This is a genomic window from Pseudomonas sp. Marseille-Q7302, from assembly GCF_965111925.1.
On the sequence record NZ_CBCOPK010000001.1, the window covers coordinates 2,569,060 to 2,588,671 of the forward strand.

Genomic DNA, 19,612 nt, shown 5'->3' on the forward strand with positions numbered 1-19,612 from the left:
GACTCCTCCCGGCGCCTCGCCACATCGGAGCGCCGAACCGCCAAAAAATCACTCGCCAATTCTTGCACGAACTTCAGAGACACCACACTAGCCTGGCAGGTGACGAATGGCCGCAGTATCAGTCGAGCGTCGCCAGGGCGTCGCGGCAGAGCTGTTCGACGCGCGTCCAGTCCTTGGCCTTCACCACATCGCCGGGCAGCATCCAGCTACCGCCCACGCACAGCAAGTTCGGCTGCTGGAAGTAGTTCTTCACATTGCCCGGATTGACGCCACCGGTGGGGCAGAATTTGAGCTCGGCGAAGGGACCGGCGAAGGCTTTAAGTGCATCCACGCCTCCATAGACGTTGGCGGGGAACAGCTTGAAGCGGCGATAGCCAAGGCGGTACGCCTGCATGATCTCCGACGGCGTGGCGATGCCTGGCAGCAGCGGAATGGGTGCCGAAACCCCAGCCTGGAGGATCTCCTCGGTGGTACCGGGTGTGACGATGAACTGGGCACCGGCCTCGACCGCCGCCTCGAACATCCGCACATCGAGCACCGTGCCGACCCCGACGTCCAGCTCGGGACGTTCCTGACGCAGCAGACGCACCGCATCCAACCCATGGGCTGATCTCAGGGTGATCTCCAGCGCGGTGAGACCACCCGCGGCCATGGCGTCGGCGAACGGCAATACGTCGGCCGGATCGTTGATCACGATCACCGGCAGGATTCGCGCGCGGGCGCACAGGGCATCTAGGGTCGCGATCTTGTTCTGCATGTCCAAAACTCAACTCCTCGTCAGGGGCACCAATAGACGACCAGGGGTTCGCGCAGGAACGCCTTGATCGGAGTGGCCAGCTCGTCGCCCTCGGCCAGAGCGGTTTCCAGTACCTGTCGCTTGCCCGCGCCTTGGACGGCGAGGATCTGCTGACGGGCGCGGCTCAGATAGGCACGGCTCAAGGTGATCCGGGTCTGGGGCGCGGATGGCGCTACGCCGGGAAAGCTCAAGCGTTCGCTGGTCGGGTCCAGGGCCTCTTCCAGGCCAGGACTACCCGGGAACAGCGAGGCGGTGTGGGCGTCATCGCCCATGCCCAGGACCAAGACATCAGGGGTCACCAAGGCGTCGCGCAGGCGGGCCTCGGTCAGGGCCATGCCCTCTTCCGTGGTGGCCGCTGGCGTATAGAGATCGACGAAACCCGCAGCAGCTGCAGGTCCCTGGAAGAGGTGCTTGCGCAACAGGCCGCCATTGCTGTCGGGATGGTCGCCTGGCACCCAACGCTCATCGGCCAGGGTGACCAGCACCTTGGACCAGTCCAGGTCGGCCTGGGCCAGACGCTCCAGGAAAGGCACCGGACTGCGGCCACCGGAAACGATCAGCAGCGCTTCGCCACGGGCAGCCAGGGCCTCGCGCAGCGCCGCGGTGACCGTCTCGGCCAGCGCCGCGGCGTGGGCCTCGCGGTCGGGCCATTCGTGCAGGGTCACACCCTGTCCCAGATCAGATGTCGCCATACCAGGATCTCCCGTCTCGTGCGATCAATGCGATGGAGGTCAGCGGACCCCAGCTGCCAGCAGCATAGGACTTAGGCGAATCGCCCATCTTCGACCAGCCATCCATCAGCTGGTCGCACCATTTCCAGGCCGCTTCGATTTCGTCCTTGCGAACGAACAGCGACTGGTTGCCCTGCATGACTTCCAGCAGCAGCCGCTCATAGGCATCCGGCGTGCGCAGGTGCTTGAAGGTCTCGGAGAAGTTGAGTTGCAGCGGACCACTGCGCAGTTGCATGCCCTTGCGCAGGCCCTGGTCCTTGCTCATCACCTGCAGCGAGATGCCCTCGTCCGGCTGGATGCGGATGATTAGGCGGTTGCTGATCAGGCTGCGTTGCTCCGGCGCGAAGATGTAGTGCGGTGGTTCCTTGAAATGGATGACGATCTGCGACAGCTTCTGCGGCATGCGCTTGCCGGTGCGCAGATAGAAAGGCACGCCGGACCAGCGCCAGTTGCGGATATCCGCGCGGATGGCGACAAAGGTCTCGGTGCGGCTTTCGGTATTGGAGTTGGGCTCTTCCAGGTAGCCCGGCACCGGCTTGCCATCGCTGTAGCCCGAGGTGTACTGCCCCAGGACCACGCGGCTGGCCAGCTGATCGGCGGTGATGGGCTCCAGTGCCTTGAGCACCTTGACCTTCTCGTCGCGGATGCTGTCGGCCGAAAGATCCGCCGGCGGATCCATGGCGGTCAGGCAGAGCAGCTGCAGCAGGTGGTTCTGCACCATGTCGCGCAACTGACCGGCCTGGTCGAAATAGCCCCAGCGGCCTTCGATACCGACCTTCTCGGCCACGGTGATTTCCACGTGGGAGATGTAGTTCTGGTTCCACTGGGTCTCGAACAGGCTGTTGGCGAAACGCAGGGCGATGAGGTTCTGGACGGTTTCCTTGCCCAGGTAGTGGTCGATGCGATAGACGCGGTCTTCAGGGAAGAAACGTGCCACAGCATCGTTGACCACCTTGGAGGATTCCAGGTCGTAGCCGATGGGCTTTTCCATCACCACCCGGGTACGCTCGCACAGACCAACGGCGGCGAGGTTCTCGCAGATGGCACTGTAGACCAACGCCGGAGTGGCAAAATAGGCGATCAGCGGCGCGGTCTCGCCCACATCCTCGGCCAGTCCCGTATAGTCTTCGCGATTGCGGAAATCGATGGCGCGATAGCCCAGGCGAGCGCGCATCCGGGTCCATACCGCTTCGTCCCAATCGGCTTTGGGCACATAGTGGCGCAGACGCTCCTCGATGTGCTCAAGCTGCTTGACCCCATCGCCCTGGTCACGCGCCAGCGCCATGATGCGGGTATCCTCGTGCAGCAGACCTTCACGATCCAGCTGATACAGGGCAGGGAAAAGTTTGCGTAGGGCCAGATCGCCCAACGCGCCGAAGATTGCCAGGGTACAGGGTAGAACTCGGACGCCAGCCATAAATATTCGTTCTTTTACTTAAAGTTTGAGATATTCCAGCGCCATCATAGGGGAGCCGGGGCGATTCGCGTAGTCTTTATATTAAAAAATACGGCCCAGAGTCAGCCTGGTCCAAACCTTTTATAGCCTTAGGATAGAGGCACAACAACCACTAGGAGTTCTCATGGATCGTGCCAGCACCCTGCTGCAAACCATCCAGACCCGTATCGGCGAACTCAATCGCGCGGAGCGCAAGGTCGCCGAGGTCATCCTGCAGAATCCCCGGCAGGCCACGCGTTACACCATCGCGGCCCTGGCCCAGGCGGCGCAGGTCAGCGAACCCACGGTCAATCGTTTCTGCCGCTCCCTGGGCGTGAGCGGCTATCCCGAAATGAAGATCCAGCTGGCGCAGAGCATCGCCAGCGGTGCGGTCTACGTCAGTCAGGCGGTGGCTGCCAACGACGGCCCCGAGGCCTACGCGGAAAAGATCTTCAGCAGCACCATCGCCTCGCTGGACAGTGCCCGCCAGCGCCTGGACGCCGGGGTGGTGGATCGCGCGGTCGACCTGCTGATCCAGGCTCGGCAGATCCACTTCTTCGGCCTGGGCGCCTCGGCGCCGGTGGCCCTGGATGCCCAGCACAAGTTCTTTCGCTTCAACATGGCGGTCTCGGCGCATTCGGACGTGCTGATGCAACGGATGCTGGCGTCCATCGCCCGGACCGGCGAGCTGTTCGTGATCATTTCCTATACCGGACGCACCCGTGAGCTGGTGGACGTGGCCAAGCTGGCGCGGGATAACGGCGCCTCGGTGCTCGGCCTCACCGCCAGCAATACCCCGCTGGCCAAGGTCTGTACCCTCAGCCTGGACATCCCGCTGCCGGAAGACACCGACATCTACATGCCCATGACCTCGCGGATCATCCAGCTCACCGTGCTGGACATCCTGGCGACCGGGGTGACCCTAAAGCGCGGCGTGGATTTCCAGCCGCACCTACGCAAGGTCAAGGAGAGCCTGGTCGCGACCCGCTATCCCTCGGAGCCGGACCAGGGCTGAGGGCACCCTGACCTGCAAGTAAAAGCCTGCTTGCGAGCTCGCACACCCGCATCGAACAAGATCTGGACGAGCCCGCGAAACCGCCCGAGGAAGCCCGCTTACCTTTAGTAAACGAGCTTCCAACAGGGCTGCCTTCCAGCGCATTTTCAACGACGCCTGGCCGACACCAGGCAGACCGCAAGCGGGTTTTCAGATGTCGTCGCGGTGGCTGAACAGGTCCCAGGTCGACATGAACAGCGCCGCGATCAGCGGGCCGATGACGAAGCCGTTGAGACCGAACAGCGACATGCCGCCGATGGTGGAGATCAGCACCACGTAGTCGGGCATCTTGGTGTCCTTGCCCACCAGGATAGGGCGCAAGATGTTGTCCACCAGGCCGATTACCACCACCGCGAAGACGATCAGGATCACTCCCTTGAGCACCGAACCGGTCGCCAGGAAGTAGATCGCCACCGGTACCCAGATCAGCGCCGAGCCGACCGCGGGCAACAGCGATAGGAAGGCCATCAGGGTACCCCAGAGCACGGCGCCCTGGACCCCCAGCACGCCAAGAATGAAGCCACCCAGAGCGCCCTGCACTGCAGCGACGATGATGTTGCCCTTGACCGTGGCGCGCACCACGGCGGTGAACTTGGCCATCAGGCTGCGCTTGTGCATGTCGCTGAGCGGTATGGCCTTGCGAATCATCGCCACCAGCTGCGAACCGTCGCGCAGCAGGAAGAACAGCAGATAGAGCATCACGCCGAAGCCGATGAGGAACTGGAAGGTGCCCTGGCCAAAGCTGAACGCCTGGGTGGCGACCCATTGACTGCCCTGCATGGCGCCGGTGGACAGCTTCTGGCGGATGCCATCCAGGTCACCAGCGCCAAAGCGCTGCAGGACGCCACGGACCGAGTCCGGTAACGCACCCCAGACCTGCTGGTAGTACTGGCCGAAATTGAGTTGACCGCTACTGATCTGTTGGTAGAGCAAGGAGCCTTCCTGCACCAGGGAAATGGCGATGAACACCACCGGCAGGATGACGATGAGCAGGATCACGAACAGGGTGCAGAGGGCACCGAGGTTACGTCTGTTGTTGAAGCGGCTGACGAACCAGCGCTGCAGGGGGGCGAACAGGATGGCGAGGATGGCCCCCCAGAACACCGCGCCCAGGAAGGGGGTGAGGATCCAGACGAAGGCCAGCGAGACCACCACCAGCAGGATCAGGAACGTCTTGTTTTCCAGCCGAGCACTTTTCATTGGCGTTTCGCGATTCCAAACAAGGAAGACAGGCCTTGCTTAGAGCCTCGGAAGCCGTGGGGTTCCCATAAGCACCCCCAACTCGGCCTGGAGAGGCGCGCCGGAGCTTCCGGCGCGCCTCCGGATCATACACGGAACTGGCGGACCAACCCGTCCAGGCGTTCGCCCAGGCCGACCATCCCAGCGGTGCTCTGGGCCCCCTGTTGAGCACCCTGAGCCATGCTGTCGACGGCATTGGCGATGGTATGGACGCTGCGATTGATCTCCTCGGCCACCGCGGTCTGCTCCTCGGCGGCGCCAGCGATCTGGATGTTCATGGCGTTGATGGTGGCGATCAGCTCGCTGATGGCGGCCAGCGCAGTGCCGGCCTGCTCGGCCTGGGCGGTGGTCGCCTCACCCATGCCACCCGAGCGCTCCATGGCACCTACCGCACGCCCCGTCGCCTGCTGCAGGCGATCGATCATGCCCTGGATCTCCTGGGTGCTCTGCTGGGTGCGACTGGCCAGCTCCCGCACCTCGTCGGCCACGACCGCGAAGCCACGACCGGCCTCACCGGCCCGGGCCGCCTCGATGGCGGCGTTGAGGGCCAGGAGGTTGGTCTGTTCGGCGATGGCGCGGATCACATCCAGAACGCCAACGATGGCCCCCACATCCTGCTTGAGGCCGTCGAGGGAGACGCTGCTCTGGCGGACCTCTTCGACCAGTTCATGGATGCGCGTCACGCTGGTGGCAACCGTTTCCCGGGCCAGACGGCCCTGCTCCTCGGTCTGCCGGGTCGCCTCCGAGGCCTTCAGCGCGCTACTGGCCACTTCCTGGGCTGCAGCGGACATCTGGTTGATGGCGGTGGCCACCTGATCGGTTTCGCTGCGCTGACGCTGCATGTCTCGATCGGTGTGCTGGGCCTGCCGGGCGACATCGCCGAGCAGACCGGTGAATTGCTGGGTGATGTCGACGACCTGGCTGATGGTGCCCTGGATCCGATCGACGAAGCGATTGAAGGAGGCAGCGAGCTCACCGATCTCGTCGCGACCGTTGACCGGCAGGCGGCGAGTGAGATCGCCCTCCCCGGCAGCGATGTCGTCGAGATTCTCGCGAATCTGCGCCAGGGGTCTCAGGGTCCGCGCCGCGAAGACGTGCGCCACGATACCGATCACCACCAGCAGCACGCCGGCCACGCCGAGGATCAGCCAAAGCTGGGCACGGGTGCGCTCGGCGACCTGATCGGCTACCGCCGCGACCTCGGCGTCCACACCGTCCAGGTTTACCGCCGACCCTATCACCAGGTCCCACTTGGGCAGGTAATCGGTGTAGGCGAGCTTGGGGACCAGCATGTCCTTGTTGCCCGGCAGCGAGGAGCTGTAGCGGCTGAAGTGAGAGCCGTCCTTGCCGGCACGCACCAACTCCTGGTTGAGGTAGACACCCGCAGGATCGCGGTTGTCCTTGAAGCTCTTGCCGATGCCGGCCGGGTCATTGCCCTTGAACAGCCGGACGACGTTGGAGTCGTAGCCGAAGATATAGCCGTCCTTGCCATAGCTGATCGACGACAACAGGCGGATGGCCTCCTTGCGCGCCTCGGCATCACCTTCCGCGGCCTTGTCGTACAGTGGCTTGACCACGGTCATGGCCGTCTCGACGGTGTTCTGCAACGCACTACGACTCTGGGCCATCAGCCGCTCGCGGGCGTCGGTGACATCCTTAAGTGCCTGCTCATGCAATACCCAGTAGGACAGGCCACCCAGTACGAGGGTAAACAGGCAGACGGGTAGCACGGCCAACAGGGTAACTTTGACTTTCAGGCTCATGGGTTTCTCCTTGGTCGCAAGAGCTTGGGCCGTTATCGGCCTCCTGCCCGCGAACTTGACCGCGGAGTCACCTCCCGAACGAATTTTTTTTACCCACTCCTGGTGCCGGCAGGCGAATGACCACGGCGAGCCCACCGAGCGCCGAGGTTTCTAACTCAAGGGTTCCAGCGCAACCGTCGACGATGTCCCGCGCGATTCCCAGTCCCAGACCGTGGCCCGCCACGGCTTCATCCAGGCGGCTGCCGCGACTCATGATGGCCTGACGCTCACCTTCCGGTACGCCCGGACCATCGTCCTCGACCAAGATCAGATACCCCTCCTCCTGCCGGACTTCCAGGCGTACCCGCTGCGTGGCCCATTTGCCCGCGTTGTCCAGCAGATTGCCAAACAACTCCAGCAGATCCTCCCGATCCCAGGGCAAGCGCAGCCCCTCCGGTAGCTGGCAGTCGAAGGTCAGGTGCTCGCCATGCACGCGCCTGAGCAACGCGCAGAGCTCCTGTAGCTCCGCGACCTCCAGGTGCGCCCCGGGCAGGGCCTCGCCGGCGAGCCGGGCACGCCGCAGCTCCCGCTCCAGCCGTTCACGGATGCGTGCCAGCTGCTCGCGCAATACGTCGCGCTGATCAGGCAGCGCCTGCAGCTCGGGTCGCTCGGCCAGGCTGGTGAGCACCGCCAGGGGCGTCTTGAGCGCATGCCCCAGATTGCCAATGCCGTGGCGCGCGCGCTTGAGGCCCTCATCCGTGTGTCGCAGCAACCCATTCATCTCGGCTACCAGCGGTACCAGCTCGGCAGGTACCGTGGCGTCCAGTGCCGTGCGCCGCCCCTGATGCAGCTGGGCGATCTGCTCGCGCACCTGGTCCAGCGGTCGCAAGGCGCGGCGGACGATGAGCCGCTGCAGGAGCAACACCAGCAGCAGCGTCGCCAGCCCTAACAGGGCACCGAGGCCAAGGATACGGGTCAGGCTCGCCAACAGCGGATTGTAGTCATCGGCGACGGTTACCCTCACCCGCTGGCCATAGCGCTGGTAGTCGGCACGATAGGTGAGCAGCCGCTGGCCACTGGGTCCGTCGGCCAGGGCTTCGGCCAGGCCTTCGGCGGACGGTGTCTCAAGCTGGGCATCCCAGAGCGAGCGCGAGCGCCAGCGGATATCCAGCGCCGGAATCTCGATGAGGAAATAGCGGCCAGACAGGGGCCGGGTGTACAGGCTGCCCAGGCGGCCTTCGTCCAACTGCAGGCCATGGGGGCCGCGCACCAGGGCAGCCAGCAGGTTTTCCGTCTCACCGCGCAACCCGGTTTCCAGATAGCGCCGCAGTGCGTGGTCCACCAGCCAGGCACCGCTCAGCACCAGCAGCAGCCCCGCCACTAGCAGAATGGCAACCAGCCCGATCCTGAGCCGGGCCTGGATGGACCTCAATCCACACCGCCCAGGCGATAGCCCTGACCGCGGCGTGTTTCGATGACGTCTCGCCCCAGCTTGCGCCGCAGATGGTTGACGTGCACCTCGATGACGTTGGAATCACGCTCGCTCTCACCATCGTAAAGATGATCGTTCAGGCGCGTCTTGGACAGGATCTGCCCGGGATGCAGCAGGAAGCAGCGCAGCAGGCGAAACTCCGCGGCGCTCAGGGGGATGGTGTCGCTGCCGCGAACCACGCACTGGCGCGCCTCGTCCAGCGCCAGCCCCGCGGCTTGCAGGAACGGCTGATTGGTCACGCCCCGCACCCGCCGCAGCAGCGCGGCGATGCGCAGGCCCAGCTCCTCGGGATGGAAAGGCTTGGTTAGGTAGTCATCGGCACCGGCCTTGAGACCCTCGATACGCTCCGCCCAGCTATCACGGGCGGTCAGGATCAATACCGGGGTTGCCAGGGCGGCGGCGCGCCACTCGCCGAGCACCTCCAGGCCTGGTCGTCCCGGCAAGCCGAGGTCGAGCACGATGAGATCATAGGGCTCCTGGGCGCCCTGCCAGGCCGCGTCCCGACCATCCGCCAGCCAGTCGACGGCATAACCCTGGCGGGCAAGGAATGCGGCGATCTCGTCGGCCAGGGCTACGTCGTCCTCCACCAGCAGCAAGCGCATCTAATCGTCAACCTCGTCTTTCATGATGGCGCCGTCCATCGCGCCAATTTCCAGCTCGCGGACCACATCATCGACGAGAATCTCGATCTCGTAGCGATACTGGCCGTCCTCCTCCTCCAGCTCGGCCTCCAGCAGCCGTGCCTGGGGATAACGAGCATTGACCTGTTGCAACAGGGATTCCAACGGGCGGATCACCCCTTCCTTGCGAAGTCTCAAGGCCTCGTCCTGATCCAGATCGCGAGCCTGGATCAGGGGTGGCAGGCTGCCGAGCAACAGCAGCCCAACAAGCGCGACACCTAGTCGTCGCGCTGGTCTTTCAGGACTTCGCCGGTGGTGGCGTCGAGTTCCAGATCCCATTTCACACCTTTGGGGTCACGCAGTTCCAATTGGTAGACATAGCGGCCGTATTCTTCTTCCAGCTCGGTTTCGTGGGTCGTCGAACCCGGGTGCTTGGCAATGGCAGCCTGGTTGAGCACCTCGAAGCTCTTGATCTTGCCACTGTCACGCAGCTTGAGGGCTTCGTCGGGGCCGAGGTCGCGGGCCTGGGCTACGCCCACGCCGGTGAGCAGGAAGGCGGCAGCAGCGATGGTGGTCAGCTTTTTCATGGTGATTCCTCTCTGGTTGCAGTTCGATCTGGGTCCAGAGTAGCGATTCGCCATTAATCGAAACTTAAACGGCGCTTAAGCCAAGCTTAATCGGATCGGACCCTGCCAGGGCACTTCGGCATCCAAGGGTTCGCCCTTCTGCGTCACCCGCAGCCGACCGTCGCGGGCCAGCTCGCGAGCCGCATGGCGCAGCGGCTCCATAAGCGGCCGCCAGTCCGCGGCCAGGTCGCGAGCCACTTCCGAAGGGCAGAAGGTCGTGCCTGGGCGCCGTGCCGCCGCCTTGGCCAGCAAGGCGTCACGCAACTGTGCGTCGGTCGGCTTGAGTGCGGTCATGAGAACCCGGTCCCTTTTCCTGGAGTCCACCGTTTCGACCAGGAAAACGTCGGTGTAGTCATGACCTCTCGCTCGAAAGTAATGCAACGTCTCGCCCAGACCGACCTGCCCGTCCCCGATGACGAGCGTGATGACACCGGTACCGCCCTCTGCACCCCCTTGCCGCCCGACCTCAGCTACGTCGACGACAGTCAGCCGGGCCTGAGCCGGCGCAAGCTGCGCGGCAAATGGGCCTATTTCACGCCGGACGGCGAGCGCATTCGCGACCAGGCCGAGGTCGAGCGCATCAACAAGCTGGCCATTCCGCCGGCCTATACCGAGGTATGGATCTGTCCGGATGCCAACGGCCACCTGCAGGCCACCGGTCGCGATGCTCGCGGCCGCAAGCAGTATCGCTATCACCCCCGCTGGCGCGAGATCCGCGATACCGACAAGTACGAGCGGATGCTGGCCTTCGGTCAGGCCCTGCCCAAGCTGCGCCAGCGCGTGGAAGAGGATCTCGCCCGGCGAGGCCTGTGCCGGGAAAAGGTCATGGCTACGGTCATCAGCCTGCTGGATGCCACCCTCATCCGCGTTGGCAATGCCCAGTACGCCAAGAGCAACAAGTCCTACGGCCTTACCACCCTGCGCAACCGGCACGCCGAAGTCCATGGCAACACCATCGCCTTCCACTTCCGTGGCAAGAGCGGCGTGGAGCACAACATCAAGGTCAGCGATCCGCGCCTGGCACGTACCGTGAAGAAATGCCGGGAGTTGCCCGGCCAGCACCTGTTCCAGTACGTGGATGCCGATGGCGAGCGTCACACCGTGACCTCTTCCGACGTCAACGCCTACCTGCACGAGTTGACCGGCGCCGACTTCACAGCCAAGGACTATCGCACCTGGGCCGGCAGCGCCCTGGCGCTAGAAGCCCTGCGTGAACTGCGCTGCGAGACCCAGACCGACGCCAAGAAGGAGCTGGTGGACATGGTCAAAGCGGTGTCCCGCACCCTGGGCAATACCCCAGCGGTGTGCCGCAAGTGCTATATCCATCCGGGTGTGCTGGATGCCTTCCTCGCCGGCGACCTCTGCACCCTGCCCAAACCGCGCAAGCGCAAGGGCCTCAAGGAGGAAGAGGTGCTGCTGCTCAACTTCCTGCAACGCCTGGAACAGCGGATGGCGGAAACCCAGGCCGCCTGATGATCAGGGCGGCTTAGGCCGCCTTCCCTTCCATCTTGACCTATTGGCCGCTCGTAGCGCGCCTTGCCCACTCATGTCGCCTTCACACAGCCGCCAAGCGCCTTGATGACTCACCAAAAACGTTATGTTATAACTTAAAAGACGTTAATCAAGGTTCGATCATGGCACCCCACCGCTCTTCCCTCCTGCTGCTCTCCGTCCCTACTCGCCTGCTGCTCACCTGCATTCCACTGGTCGCCCTGTGGCTGGCGGTCTCCTGGGCGGTCGCCTTGCCATGAGCGCCGCCATCGAATTGCAGGACCTGACCCTGGCCTATCAGCGTCACCCAGCCATCCACCACCTCAGTGGCCGTTTTCGGACCGGGAGTCTCACCGCCATCGTCGGCCCTAACGGGGCGGGCAAGTCGACCCTGCTCAAAGCCATCGCCGGCACCTTGCGTCCCGTCAGCGGGCGGGTCAACCGGGCCGTATCCCAAAGACGCCTGGGCTATCTGCCGCAAGCCGCGGAGATCGACCGCAGCTTTCCCCTCAGCGTGCTCGAAACCGTGGTGTTAGGCGCCTGGCGCGGACTGGGCATCTGGCGTGGCGTTACCGCCGCCCACCGGCAGGAGGCGTGCCAGGCACTGCGGGCGGTAGGTCTCGAAGGCCTTGAAGATCGTCTGGTAGGCGCCCTGTCCTCCGGGCAATTCCAGCGGGTGCTGTTCGCCCGCCTGCTGCTGCAGGACGCGCCCGTCTTGCTGCTCGATGAGCCCTTCACCGCCATCGATGCCCGAACCACTGCGGATCTGCTGACCATAGTCCGCCGCTGGCATGGTCAGGGCCGCACCGTGATCGCCGTGCTGCACGACCTTGAGCAGGTCCGCCAGCATTTCCCCGAAACCCTGCTGTTGGCCCGGGAAGCCATCGCCTGGGGCAGCACCGAGCAGGTGCTGGTAGCCGACAACCTGGCTCGGGCGCGCAATCTCGCCGAGCGCTGGGACGCCAACGCGGCGGTCTGTGAGCGCGCATGACCCTCTATCAGCTGCTTTTCGAACCCTTCGTCGAGTTCGGCTTCATGCGCCGCGCCCTGGTTGCCTGCCTGGCCCTGGCGCTGGGCGCCGGTCCGGTCGGCGTCCTGCTGATGCTCAGGCGCATGAGCCTGGTAGGCGATGCCATGAGCCATGCCGTGCTACCCGGCGCAGCCCTGGGCTTCATGGTCGCGGGTCTGTCACTACCGGCCATGGGTATCGGCGGCATGCTCGCCGGGCTCCTGGTGGCCGGACTCGCCGGGCTGGTCAGCCGCTTTACCAATCAGCGCGAAGACGCCAGCTTCGCCAGTTTCTACCTGATCTCCCTGGCCGCCGGGGTGCTGATCGTGTCGCTGCATGGTTCCAGTGTGGATCTGCTGCATGTGCTGTTCGGCACCATCCTGGCCATCGACTCCACTGCGCTCTACCTGGTCGCCAGCATCGCCACCCTGTCGCTGTTGGTCCTGGCCGTGATCTATCGACCGCTGGCCCTGGAATGCTTCGATCCGGGCTTTTTGCGCGCCGTTGGCGGTCGTGGCTCCCTCTATCACCTGCTGTTCCTGTTGCTGGTGGTGCTTAACCTGGTGGCCGGCTTTCAGGCCCTGGGCACCCTGATGGCGGTGGGCCTGATGATGCTTCCGGCCACGGCTGCGCGCTTCTGGGCCACCAGCCTGCCCGGCCTGATGGCGGTGGCCAGCCTCATCGCCAGTCTCAGCGGCCTGGTCGGCCTGGTGCTGTCGTACCACCTTGGCTATGCGTCGGGGCCCGCCATCGTGCTTACCGCTGGCGGCTGCTACCTCTTTTCCCTGCTGTTCGGCCGTCTGGGCCTGTACCGGCGGCTACGTCCTCGCCCTCATCTCACCCACTGAAAGGAGTCATCATGAAATCCCTGTTCTCGCTGGGCGCCGCCCTGTTGCTCGCCGTTGCCGGCCAGGCACAGGCCGCGCCGGTCAAGGCCGTCGCCACCTTCACCGTAATCGCCGACGTGGTCAAACAAGTAGGCGGCGACCAGGTGCAGGTCACCTCCCTGGTCGGCCCCAACGGCGATCCCCATGCCTACGAGCCCACTCCGGCCGATGCCCAGGCGCTGAAGCAGGCCGACGTGGTCTTCATGAGCGGCTTGCACCTGGAAGGCTGGATGGATCGGCTGATCAAGGCCTCCGGCCAGGCGCGTCCGCCAGTGGTGCTCAGCCAAGGCGTCAAGACCCGGGAAATGGCAGAAGACGAGGATGAACACGGTCACGACGACCACGGTCATGACCATGGCGGCATCGATCCCCACGTCTGGAACAGCCCGCTCAACGTGATCGTCTACACCCGCAACGTGGTGAAGGCGTTGTCCGAGGTGGATCCGTCCGATGCCGCCCTGTTCAAGGCCAACGGCGATCGCTACATCGCCGAACTGGAGGCCCTGGATCGCTATGCCCGCGAACAGATTGGCCAGGTACCCAAGGCCCAGCGCAAGGTGCTGACCTCCCATGATGCCTTCGGCTATTTCGCCGATGCCTATGGCGTGACCTTCATCTCGCCCCTGGGGCTGTCGACCGAAGCCGAGGCCTCGGCCCAGGACGTCGCCAAGCTGATCCGCCAGATCAAGCAGGAGCACGTTGCCGCCTACTTCTTCGAGAACTCCAATGATCCACGCCTGGTACAACAGATCGCCAAGGCCAGCGGCGCGCAACCGGGTGGCGAGCTCTATGTGGAGGCCCTGTCACCCGCCGATGGCCCGGCGCCTACCTACGCGGCCATGTTCCGCTACAACGTGGATACCCTGGTCAAGGCGATGAAGGGCGCACACTGACAGCGGAACCCTCCCGACAACGCAAGACGGAAGCCTCGCTGCGTTGGGCTTCGACGGCAGAGCCGTCGCAGCCCAACCTACGTCCGTAGCATCCGTAGGTTGGGCTGAGCGCAGTGAAGCCCAACAGGGCTAGACGACCGGCACCTCTTCGAGATGCCGGTACTCCGCCCCCAGGCGGCGAGCCAGTTCCCCTGCCCGCCCCAGGCGCAGCGGACCCAGCTCGATGTCCAGGACCCGAATGGGACAATTCGGGACCGCCAGGCCTTCCAGCTCGCGCAGCCGCCCATCGGTGACCAGCAGCAGCTGACACTCTTCACCGGGATGCTGCCGGCGGCGGCGCGCCAGCCAGTCCTCAGCTTCCGCCAGCCCGGCCAATAACGGCGTGCCGCCGCCCGCTTCCAGCTGATCCAACCAGGCCTGCAACACCTGGCCACTACGCTGCCCCTGGAAGGACCACTCGGGTCGCGCGCCCGCCGCTTGCAGCACCGCCACCCGGACCCGCTGTCGATAGGCCTGTTCGAACCAGTCGGCCAGCACCCCCTTGGCCTGGGCCAGGGCGCCATGGCGACGAGTGGACGCAGAGTGATCGAGGATCACCAGCCAGAGTTGGGCTGGCCGTTGACTGCGAGGCTGGCGCACGAGATCGCTCATGCGCTGCGGGCGACCACGGAGCAATGTGGGCACCCAGGCGACGGCGCCTGCTGCGCCCGGCGACCGTGCGCCTTGACGACCGCCTGACGCCTTGCCCACCCCGACCCGGGCATCGCGATCCTGGGTGTGGGGAGATCGGATGCCTAGGGCTTTTTTAGCCCGCCCAGTCGACGTCTGGGGCCGCCTGCCACAGGCTCCGGTGCCAGAGCGCCCCAGGCGTCTCCCTCACCTCCCGCAGGCTCGCCTTCACCCTGTCCCTGTTGGTTACCCATCCCCTGCTCAGGAGTGGCGGAAGAAGGTGACTCACTTTGCAGGGGTGGTATTGTCTGAGCGGAATCCGCTGGCTCTCTGCGCCGATGGCGCAGGGCGAAGTCGGCTACGGCGGTAATGTCCGCGTGTTCTATCGCTATGGCGCCGCGCCAGGCGGCATGCGCTCGAGCGGCGCGCAGCCAGACCAGGTCGGCGCGCAGGCCATCGACGCCAGCCTGGTGGCAGCCCGAGGTGATGGCCTCAAGGGCCGCATCATCCAGGGGAATGCTGGCCAGGCGCTCACGGGCCTGGGCGCAACGTTCGCGCAACCACGCCTGATCAGGCTCCCAGTGGGCGACGAATGCCGTGGGATCACTATCGAAGGCCAGTCGCCGACGCAAGATCTCAGCGCGTTCACGCGGCGCCGGCCGGCTGTCTAGTGCCAGGGCGAAACCGAAGCGGTCGAGCAACTGCGGACGCAGCTCGCCCTCCTCTGGATTCATGGTGCCTACCAGCAGGAAACGGGCAGCATGTTCATGGGAGATGCCGTCGCGCTCTATCCGGTTGAGACCGCTGGCGGCTACGTCCAGCAGCAGGTCCACTAGGTGGTCCGGCAGCAGATTGACCTCGTCGACATAGAGCACACCCCCGTCCGCGGCGGCCAGCACCCCGGGCGCGAAGCGCGCCTGGCCCGCGCCGAGGGCGGCGTTCAGATCCAGGGTGCCGACGATGCGCTCTTCACTGGCGCCCAGCGGCAGAGTGACGAAGGGGCCACCCCCGAGCAGATCCGCCAAACCACGCGCCAGGGTCGACTTGGCCATGCCGCGGGGCCCTTCGATCAGCACCCCGCCAATCCGGGGGTCGATGGCATTCAGGCACAGCGCCAGTTTCAGGTCGTCCGCGCCGACCACGGCGGCCAGGGGGAAGACGGGAGCGGTCATCTCAGGCTTCATCCATATCCATCAGTAGCTGTTCGAGGGCTTCACGGTAGTCGCCTGGCTCCTGCCAGAGGCCGCGCTGCTGGGCTTCCAGCAGGCGTTCGGTCATGTCGCGCAGGGCTTCGGGATTGTGGCGCTCGACGAAGTCGCGGGTATCGGCGTCCAGCAGATAGGCATCGGCCAGTTGCCGATAGTGGTGGTCCTCCACCAGTTCGGTGGTGGCGCTAAAGCCGAACAGATAGTCCACTGTGGCAGCCATCTCGAAAGCGCCCTTGTAGCCATGGCGCTTCATGCCGGCGATCCATTTGGGATTGGCCGCTCGCGAACGCACGACCCGGCCCAGTTCTTCCTTGAGGGTGCGGATGCGTGGCAGGTCGGCCTGGGCATGGTCGCCGAAGTAGCTGGCGCGGCGCTGGCCGCTCAGGGTCTCGGCAGCCGCCAGCATGCCACCCTGGAACTGGTAGTAGTCGTTGGAATCGAGCAGGTCGTGCTCGCGATTGTCCTGATTCTGCAGCACCGCCTGCAGGCGACCCAGACGCCGGGAGAAGTCGTCGCGCGCAGCAGTGCCCTCGTCCTCGGCGCCATAGGCATAGCCGCCCCAGTTGAGATAAGCGGTAGCCAGCTCGCTGCGGTCCTGCCATTGGCGCTCCTCGACCGCACCCTGGACACCGGCGCCATAGGCCCCAGGCTGGGCGCCGAAGATGCGCCAGCCCGCCTGACGCCGGGCCTGGTCGGCCTCGATGCCGGCCGCTTCCAGCGCGGCCCGCTCCCGCCGCACCTGGGCGGCCAGGGGATTGAGGTCGTCCGGTTCGTCCAGCGCGGCGACAGCCTGGATCGCGGCATCGAACAACCGCACCAGGCCACCGAAGGCATCGCGGAAGAAGCCGGAGATACGCAGGGTGACATCCACCCGCGGTCGATCCAGCAGTGACAGTGGCAGGATCTCGAAGTCTTCGACCCGGGCGCTGCCGGTCTGCCACACCGGGCGCACGCCGAGCAGCGCCATGGCCTGGGCGATGTCATCGCCGCCGGTTCTCATGGTCGCCGTCCCCCAGACGGAAAGGCCCAGCTGGCGCAGGTGATCGCCCTCCTCCTGTAGATGGCGCTCCAGCAGCAGGTTGGCCGACTGCCAGCCAAGTCGCCAGGCCGTCATGCTTGGCAGGTTGCGCACGTCCACGGAGAAGAAATTACGCCCGGTGGGCAGCACGTCCAGTCGGCCGCGACTCGGCGCCCCACTGGGCCCGGCCGGGACGAAGCGACCGCCCAGAGCGGCCAGCAGGCCGCCGATTTCCGCAGGGCCACAGCCATCCAGGGCCGGTGCCACCTGCGCGACCAGCTGCTCCAGCACCGGGTGGGTCGCCGGCAGGTCGGCCAATGCCAAGGGCAGTGGTTCGCCATCCACCATCGCGGCGACCAGGGCGAGCGCGAGCAGCTCAAGACGCTCGCGGGTGTCGCCCCGGGTGCGCCAGGGTTCCGCGGAAAGCGCGGCAAGGCACGCCGGACGGTCGCCCTGCCAGGGCTCGCCAAGATCGGCGGCCAGAGGATCGAACGCCAGCTGCAGATCCTTGGCCAGGGCACGCAGCAGGCTGGCGTTGCCGCCCTGGGCGTCGCCGCGAGGAATGCGCAGCAGGGCCACCAGGGTGTCGCGGCGCAGCTGGCCGGTCGGGGATTCGCCGAACACGTGCAGGCCATCGCGGATCTGGGATTCCTTGAGGTCGCAGAGATAGGCGTCCAGCTGCGGCAACCAGCTGTCGGGGTCATCGGTAATGACCAAGCCCAGCTCGCGGTCCAGGGCAGTCTCGCGCACCAGCTGCAGGATCTCGGCGCGCAGCTCGGTGGCCCGGCGCAGATCCAGCAGGCTGGCGTCGTAGTATTCGTCGGCCAGGCGTTCCAGGTCACGCAGCGGGCCATAGCTCTCGGCCCGGGTCAGCGGCGGCATCAGGTGATCGATGATCACCGCCTGGGTACGACGCTTGGCCTGAGCACCCTCGCCCGGATCGTTGACGATGAAGGGATAGACGTTGGGCAGCGGCCCGAGGATGGCGTCCGGCCAACACTCCTGCGACATGCCCACGCCCTTGCCCGGCAGCCATTCCAGGTTGCCGTGCTTGCCCAGGTGGACCACCGCCTGCGCCCCATAGGCCTCGCGCAGCCAGAAGTAGAAGGCCAGGTAGCCGTGGGGCGGGACCAGCGACGGGTCATGATAGACCGCAGCGGGATCGACGTCATAGCCGCGGGCCGGCTGGATGCCGACGAAGGTCAGGCCGAAGCGCACCCCGGCCACCATCAGCCGGCCACGCCGCTGCATGGGATCGGCCTCGGGCGGCCCCCAGCGCTCGGTCACCGCCTGCTGCAGGCTCGGCGGCAACTGGCCAAATAACGCCTGGTAGTCGTCCAACGCCAGGCTCTGCAACGCTGGGCGCAGATCGCGCAGGGCACTGTCGTTGGTGACGCCACCGAGCAGGCGCTCGATCAGCGCAGTACCGCTCTCCGGCAGATTGGCCACCGGGTAGCCGGCCGCCTGCAAGGCCTCCAGCACCTTGAGGGCCGCCGCCGGGGTATCCAGGCCTACGCCGTTGCCGATGCGACCATCGCGGGTCGGATAATTGGCCAGGATCAGGGCGATGCGCTTGTCCGCCGGCGGGCGCCGCGCCAACTCGACCCAGTTGCGCGCCAGGCGGGCGACGAAGGTCATGCGCTCCTCGTCGGCCTGGTAGTTGACCACGTCGCTCTGGCTGCGCTCGCAGCGCCAGGCCAGACCCTTGAAGCTGATCGGCCGGGTGATGATGCGCCCATCCAGCTCTGGCAGGGCGATGTGCATGGCCAGGTCGCGGGCGCCCAGGCCCTGGGGATTCTCCAGCCAGCGCTCGCGGTTGTCCTGGGCACAGATGGCCTGGAGCACCGGCACCGGTCGGCGGAAAGGAGCCAGGTTAGGCCGCTCCGGACTGGATTGAGCGAAGCCGGTGGTATTGAGGATCAGCGCGGTACCGGTCTCATCCACCAGCCGCTCCACTTCCGTCAGGCAAGCGGATTCCTTGAGACTGGCCACGGCGATAGGCAGCGGATTCAGTCGCTGGGCCTGCAGTTGCTGGCAGAAGACATCAACGAAAGCCGTGTTGGCCGACTGCAGATGGGTGCGATAGAACAATAGCGCCGCCGTCGGCCAATCCGGCTGCCAGCGTTGGCGCCAGCCATCGAGGCCAAGGCCTTCGGGCTGGTACACCGCCACGCGCGGTAATTCTCGTGGCGCCTCGTGAGTGTAGCTGGCACCCAGGCATTCGGCGGCCAGGCAATGGAGAAAATCCCGGGCATTCGTCAGACCGCCTTGGCGCAGATAGCGCCACAATCGATCGGCCAGCTCGGGCGCGACCGTACCCAGGGCCATCAGCTCCGGATCAGGGCGATCGCAACCCGGTACCGCGATCAGGGTCAGACCCCGTGCGGCCAGCTCGGCGAGACGTTCCATGCCATAGCGCCAATACCCCTGGCCGCCGTGCAGGGAGATGAACACCACCCGCGCCTGGCTCAGCACCTCCTCGACATAGAGATCCACCGAGGCGTGGTTTTGCAGCTGCATGGGGTTGGCCAGGCGCAGGCTGGGATAGCCGTCATCCAGAGTGCGGGTGGCCTCGGCCAGGAGCGCCAGATGCGAGTCGCCACTGCAGAGGACGACGATTTCACCCGGCGTCTGCGCCAGGTGGGCAATGCCATCGTCCGGGACGAAACCGCCCGGCTGGGTACGCAGCAGATGCATCTAGG

The 19,612-nt window shown here is 65.5% G+C and carries 18 protein-coding genes; 5 read left to right on the plus strand and 13 right to left on the minus strand.

Annotated features, from left to right (window positions below):
- Positions 1–118 precede the first annotated feature (118 nt).
- Genes ACWPW1_RS12060 through zwf form a run of 3 tightly spaced genes read right to left on the minus strand, consistent with a single transcriptional unit; the run spans position 119 to position 2,944 of the window.
- Positions 119–757 carry a bifunctional 4-hydroxy-2-oxoglutarate aldolase/2-dehydro-3-deoxy-phosphogluconate aldolase gene (locus ACWPW1_RS12060; RefSeq protein WP_313649380.1) on the minus strand — a complete coding sequence of 213 codons (639 nt, stop codon included), beginning with the start codon at positions 755–757 and terminating at the stop codon, positions 119–121.
- Between the two features lie 20 nt (positions 758–777).
- Positions 778–1,488: a 6-phosphogluconolactonase gene (pgl, locus tag ACWPW1_RS12065; RefSeq protein ID WP_454253023.1), complete on the minus strand. Its 711-nt coding sequence runs from the start codon at positions 1,486–1,488 to the stop codon at positions 778–780.
- The gene (zwf, locus tag ACWPW1_RS12070; RefSeq protein ID WP_059314979.1) at positions 1,475–2,944 is read right to left on the minus strand and encodes a glucose-6-phosphate dehydrogenase; all 1,470 of its coding nucleotides are present in this window, start codon (positions 2,942–2,944) and stop codon (positions 1,475–1,477) included. The genes pgl and zwf overlap by 14 nt, the downstream gene beginning before the upstream one ends.
- A gap of 163 nt (positions 2,945–3,107) precedes the next feature.
- Between zwf and ACWPW1_RS12075 the strand changes: the two genes are divergently transcribed.
- A complete protein-coding gene (locus ACWPW1_RS12075; RefSeq protein WP_271654949.1) occupies positions 3,108–3,977 on the plus strand; it encodes a MurR/RpiR family transcriptional regulator in 870 nt (289 codons plus the stop codon).
- 189 nt (positions 3,978–4,166) lie between these two features.
- On the opposite strand, the gene ACWPW1_RS12080 is transcribed toward ACWPW1_RS12075, so the two are convergent.
- The 7 genes from ACWPW1_RS12080 to ACWPW1_RS12110 all read right to left on the minus strand — a co-directional run bounded on the left by ACWPW1_RS12080 (position 4,167) and on the right by ACWPW1_RS12110 (position 10,029).
- On the minus strand, positions 4,167–5,216 hold the full coding sequence (locus ACWPW1_RS12080) for an AI-2E family transporter (protein WP_059314981.1): 1,050 nt from the start codon (positions 5,214–5,216) through the stop codon (positions 4,167–4,169).
- 125 nt (positions 5,217–5,341) lie between these two features.
- On the minus strand, positions 5,342–7,018 hold the full coding sequence (locus tag ACWPW1_RS12085; protein ID WP_454253024.1) for a methyl-accepting chemotaxis protein: 1,677 nt from the start codon (positions 7,016–7,018) through the stop codon (positions 5,342–5,344).
- Between the two features lie 67 nt (positions 7,019–7,085).
- A complete protein-coding gene (locus tag ACWPW1_RS12090) occupies positions 7,086–8,429 on the minus strand; it encodes a sensor histidine kinase (protein ID WP_454253025.1) in 1,344 nt (447 codons plus the stop codon).
- Positions 8,426–9,091 (minus strand): response regulator transcription factor, encoded by a 666-nt coding sequence (locus ACWPW1_RS12095; protein ID WP_454253026.1) that lies wholly within the window; start codon positions 9,089–9,091, stop codon positions 8,426–8,428. The genes ACWPW1_RS12090 and ACWPW1_RS12095 overlap by 4 nt, the downstream gene beginning before the upstream one ends.
- Positions 9,092–9,448, minus strand: coding sequence for a PepSY domain-containing protein (locus ACWPW1_RS12100; RefSeq protein ID WP_423815089.1), 357 nt, complete (start codon positions 9,446–9,448; stop codon positions 9,092–9,094).
- Positions 9,388–9,696, minus strand: a complete 309-nt coding sequence (locus ACWPW1_RS12105) for a PepSY domain-containing protein (RefSeq protein WP_271654954.1) — start codon at positions 9,694–9,696, stop codon at positions 9,388–9,390. Before ACWPW1_RS12105 ends, ACWPW1_RS12100 begins: the two co-directional genes overlap by 61 nt.
- A gap of 75 nt (positions 9,697–9,771) precedes the next feature.
- Entirely contained in the window at positions 9,772–10,029 is a 258-nt protein-coding gene (locus ACWPW1_RS12110) for a DUF3253 domain-containing protein (RefSeq protein ID WP_271654955.1), read from the minus strand.
- Positions 10,030–10,110: 81 nt separating this feature from the next.
- Between ACWPW1_RS12110 and ACWPW1_RS12115 the strand changes: the two genes are divergently transcribed.
- From ACWPW1_RS12115 to ACWPW1_RS12130, 4 genes are all read left to right on the plus strand, one after another.
- A complete protein-coding gene (locus ACWPW1_RS12115; protein WP_271654956.1) occupies positions 10,111–11,208 on the plus strand; it encodes a DNA topoisomerase IB in 1,098 nt (365 codons plus the stop codon).
- 274 nt (positions 11,209–11,482) lie between these two features.
- A complete protein-coding gene (aztA, locus tag ACWPW1_RS12120; protein ID WP_059314988.1) occupies positions 11,483–12,217 on the plus strand; it encodes a zinc ABC transporter ATP-binding protein AztA in 735 nt (244 codons plus the stop codon).
- Positions 12,214–13,083 carry a metal ABC transporter permease gene (locus ACWPW1_RS12125; RefSeq protein ID WP_059314989.1) on the plus strand — a complete coding sequence of 290 codons (870 nt, stop codon included), beginning with the start codon at positions 12,214–12,216 and terminating at the stop codon, positions 13,081–13,083. The genes aztA and ACWPW1_RS12125 overlap by 4 nt, the downstream gene beginning before the upstream one ends.
- A gap of 11 nt (positions 13,084–13,094) precedes the next feature.
- Positions 13,095–14,015: a metal ABC transporter substrate-binding protein gene (locus ACWPW1_RS12130; protein WP_454253027.1), complete on the plus strand. Its 921-nt coding sequence runs from the start codon at positions 13,095–13,097 to the stop codon at positions 14,013–14,015.
- 129 nt (positions 14,016–14,144) lie between these two features.
- Here ACWPW1_RS12130 and ACWPW1_RS12135 read toward each other — a convergent pair whose 3' ends face one another.
- From ACWPW1_RS12135 to cobN, 3 genes are read right to left on the minus strand one after another with little or no spacing between them, the layout of a single operon-like run.
- The gene (locus ACWPW1_RS12135) at positions 14,145–14,807 is read right to left on the minus strand and encodes a vWA domain-containing protein (RefSeq protein WP_454253916.1); all 663 of its coding nucleotides are present in this window, start codon (positions 14,805–14,807) and stop codon (positions 14,145–14,147) included.
- 2 nt (positions 14,808–14,809) lie between these two features.
- On the minus strand, positions 14,810–15,856 hold the full coding sequence (locus ACWPW1_RS12140; protein ID WP_454253028.1) for an ATP-binding protein: 1,047 nt from the start codon (positions 15,854–15,856) through the stop codon (positions 14,810–14,812).
- A gap of 1 nt (position 15,857) precedes the next feature.
- Complete coding sequence (gene cobN, locus ACWPW1_RS12145) at positions 15,858–19,607, minus strand: cobaltochelatase subunit CobN (protein ID WP_454253029.1); 3,750 nt, start codon at positions 19,605–19,607, stop codon at positions 15,858–15,860.
- Between the last annotated feature and the right edge of the window lie 5 nt (positions 19,608–19,612).

Excerpts from the sequence above, each read along its gene's own strand:
- cobN (WP_454253029.1), bottom strand. The coding sequence starts at position 19,607 with ATGCATCTGCTGCGTACCCAGCCGGGCGGTTTCGTCCCGGACGATGGC.
- ACWPW1_RS12100 (WP_423815089.1), bottom strand. The coding sequence starts at position 9,448 with ATGGGATCTGGAACTCGACGCCACCACCGGCGAAGTCCTGAAAGACCA.
- ACWPW1_RS12095 (WP_454253026.1), bottom strand. The coding sequence starts at position 9,091 with ATGCGCTTGCTGCTGGTGGAGGACGACGTAGCCCTGGCCGACGAGATC.
- pgl (WP_454253023.1), bottom strand. The coding sequence starts at position 1,488 with ATGGCGACATCTGATCTGGGACAGGGTGTGACCCTGCACGAATGGCCC.
- ACWPW1_RS12060 (WP_313649380.1), bottom strand. The coding sequence starts at position 757 with ATGCAGAACAAGATCGCGACCCTAGATGCCCTGTGCGCCCGCGCGCGA.
- ACWPW1_RS12105 (WP_271654954.1), bottom strand. The coding sequence starts at position 9,696 with ATGAAAAAGCTGACCACCATCGCTGCTGCCGCCTTCCTGCTCACCGGC.
- ACWPW1_RS12110 (WP_271654955.1), bottom strand. The coding sequence starts at position 10,029 with ATGACCGCACTCAAGCCGACCGACGCACAGTTGCGTGACGCCTTGCTG.
- ACWPW1_RS12080 (WP_059314981.1), bottom strand. The coding sequence starts at position 5,216 with ATGAAAAGTGCTCGGCTGGAAAACAAGACGTTCCTGATCCTGCTGGTG.
- ACWPW1_RS12130 (WP_454253027.1), top strand. The coding sequence starts at position 13,095 with ATGAAATCCCTGTTCTCGCTGGGCGCCGCCCTGTTGCTCGCCGTTGCC.
- zwf (WP_059314979.1), bottom strand. The coding sequence starts at position 2,944 with ATGGCTGGCGTCCGAGTTCTACCCTGTACCCTGGCAATCTTCGGCGCG.
- ACWPW1_RS12075 (WP_271654949.1), top strand. The coding sequence starts at position 3,108 with ATGGATCGTGCCAGCACCCTGCTGCAAACCATCCAGACCCGTATCGGC.
- aztA (WP_059314988.1), top strand. The coding sequence starts at position 11,483 with ATGAGCGCCGCCATCGAATTGCAGGACCTGACCCTGGCCTATCAGCGT.
- ACWPW1_RS12085 (WP_454253024.1), bottom strand. The coding sequence starts at position 7,018 with ATGAGCCTGAAAGTCAAAGTTACCCTGTTGGCCGTGCTACCCGTCTGC.
- ACWPW1_RS12115 (WP_271654956.1), top strand. The coding sequence starts at position 10,111 with ATGCAACGTCTCGCCCAGACCGACCTGCCCGTCCCCGATGACGAGCGT.
- ACWPW1_RS12140 (WP_454253028.1), bottom strand. The coding sequence starts at position 15,856 with ATGACCGCTCCCGTCTTCCCCCTGGCCGCCGTGGTCGGCGCGGACGAC.
- ACWPW1_RS12125 (WP_059314989.1), top strand. The coding sequence starts at position 12,214 with ATGACCCTCTATCAGCTGCTTTTCGAACCCTTCGTCGAGTTCGGCTTC.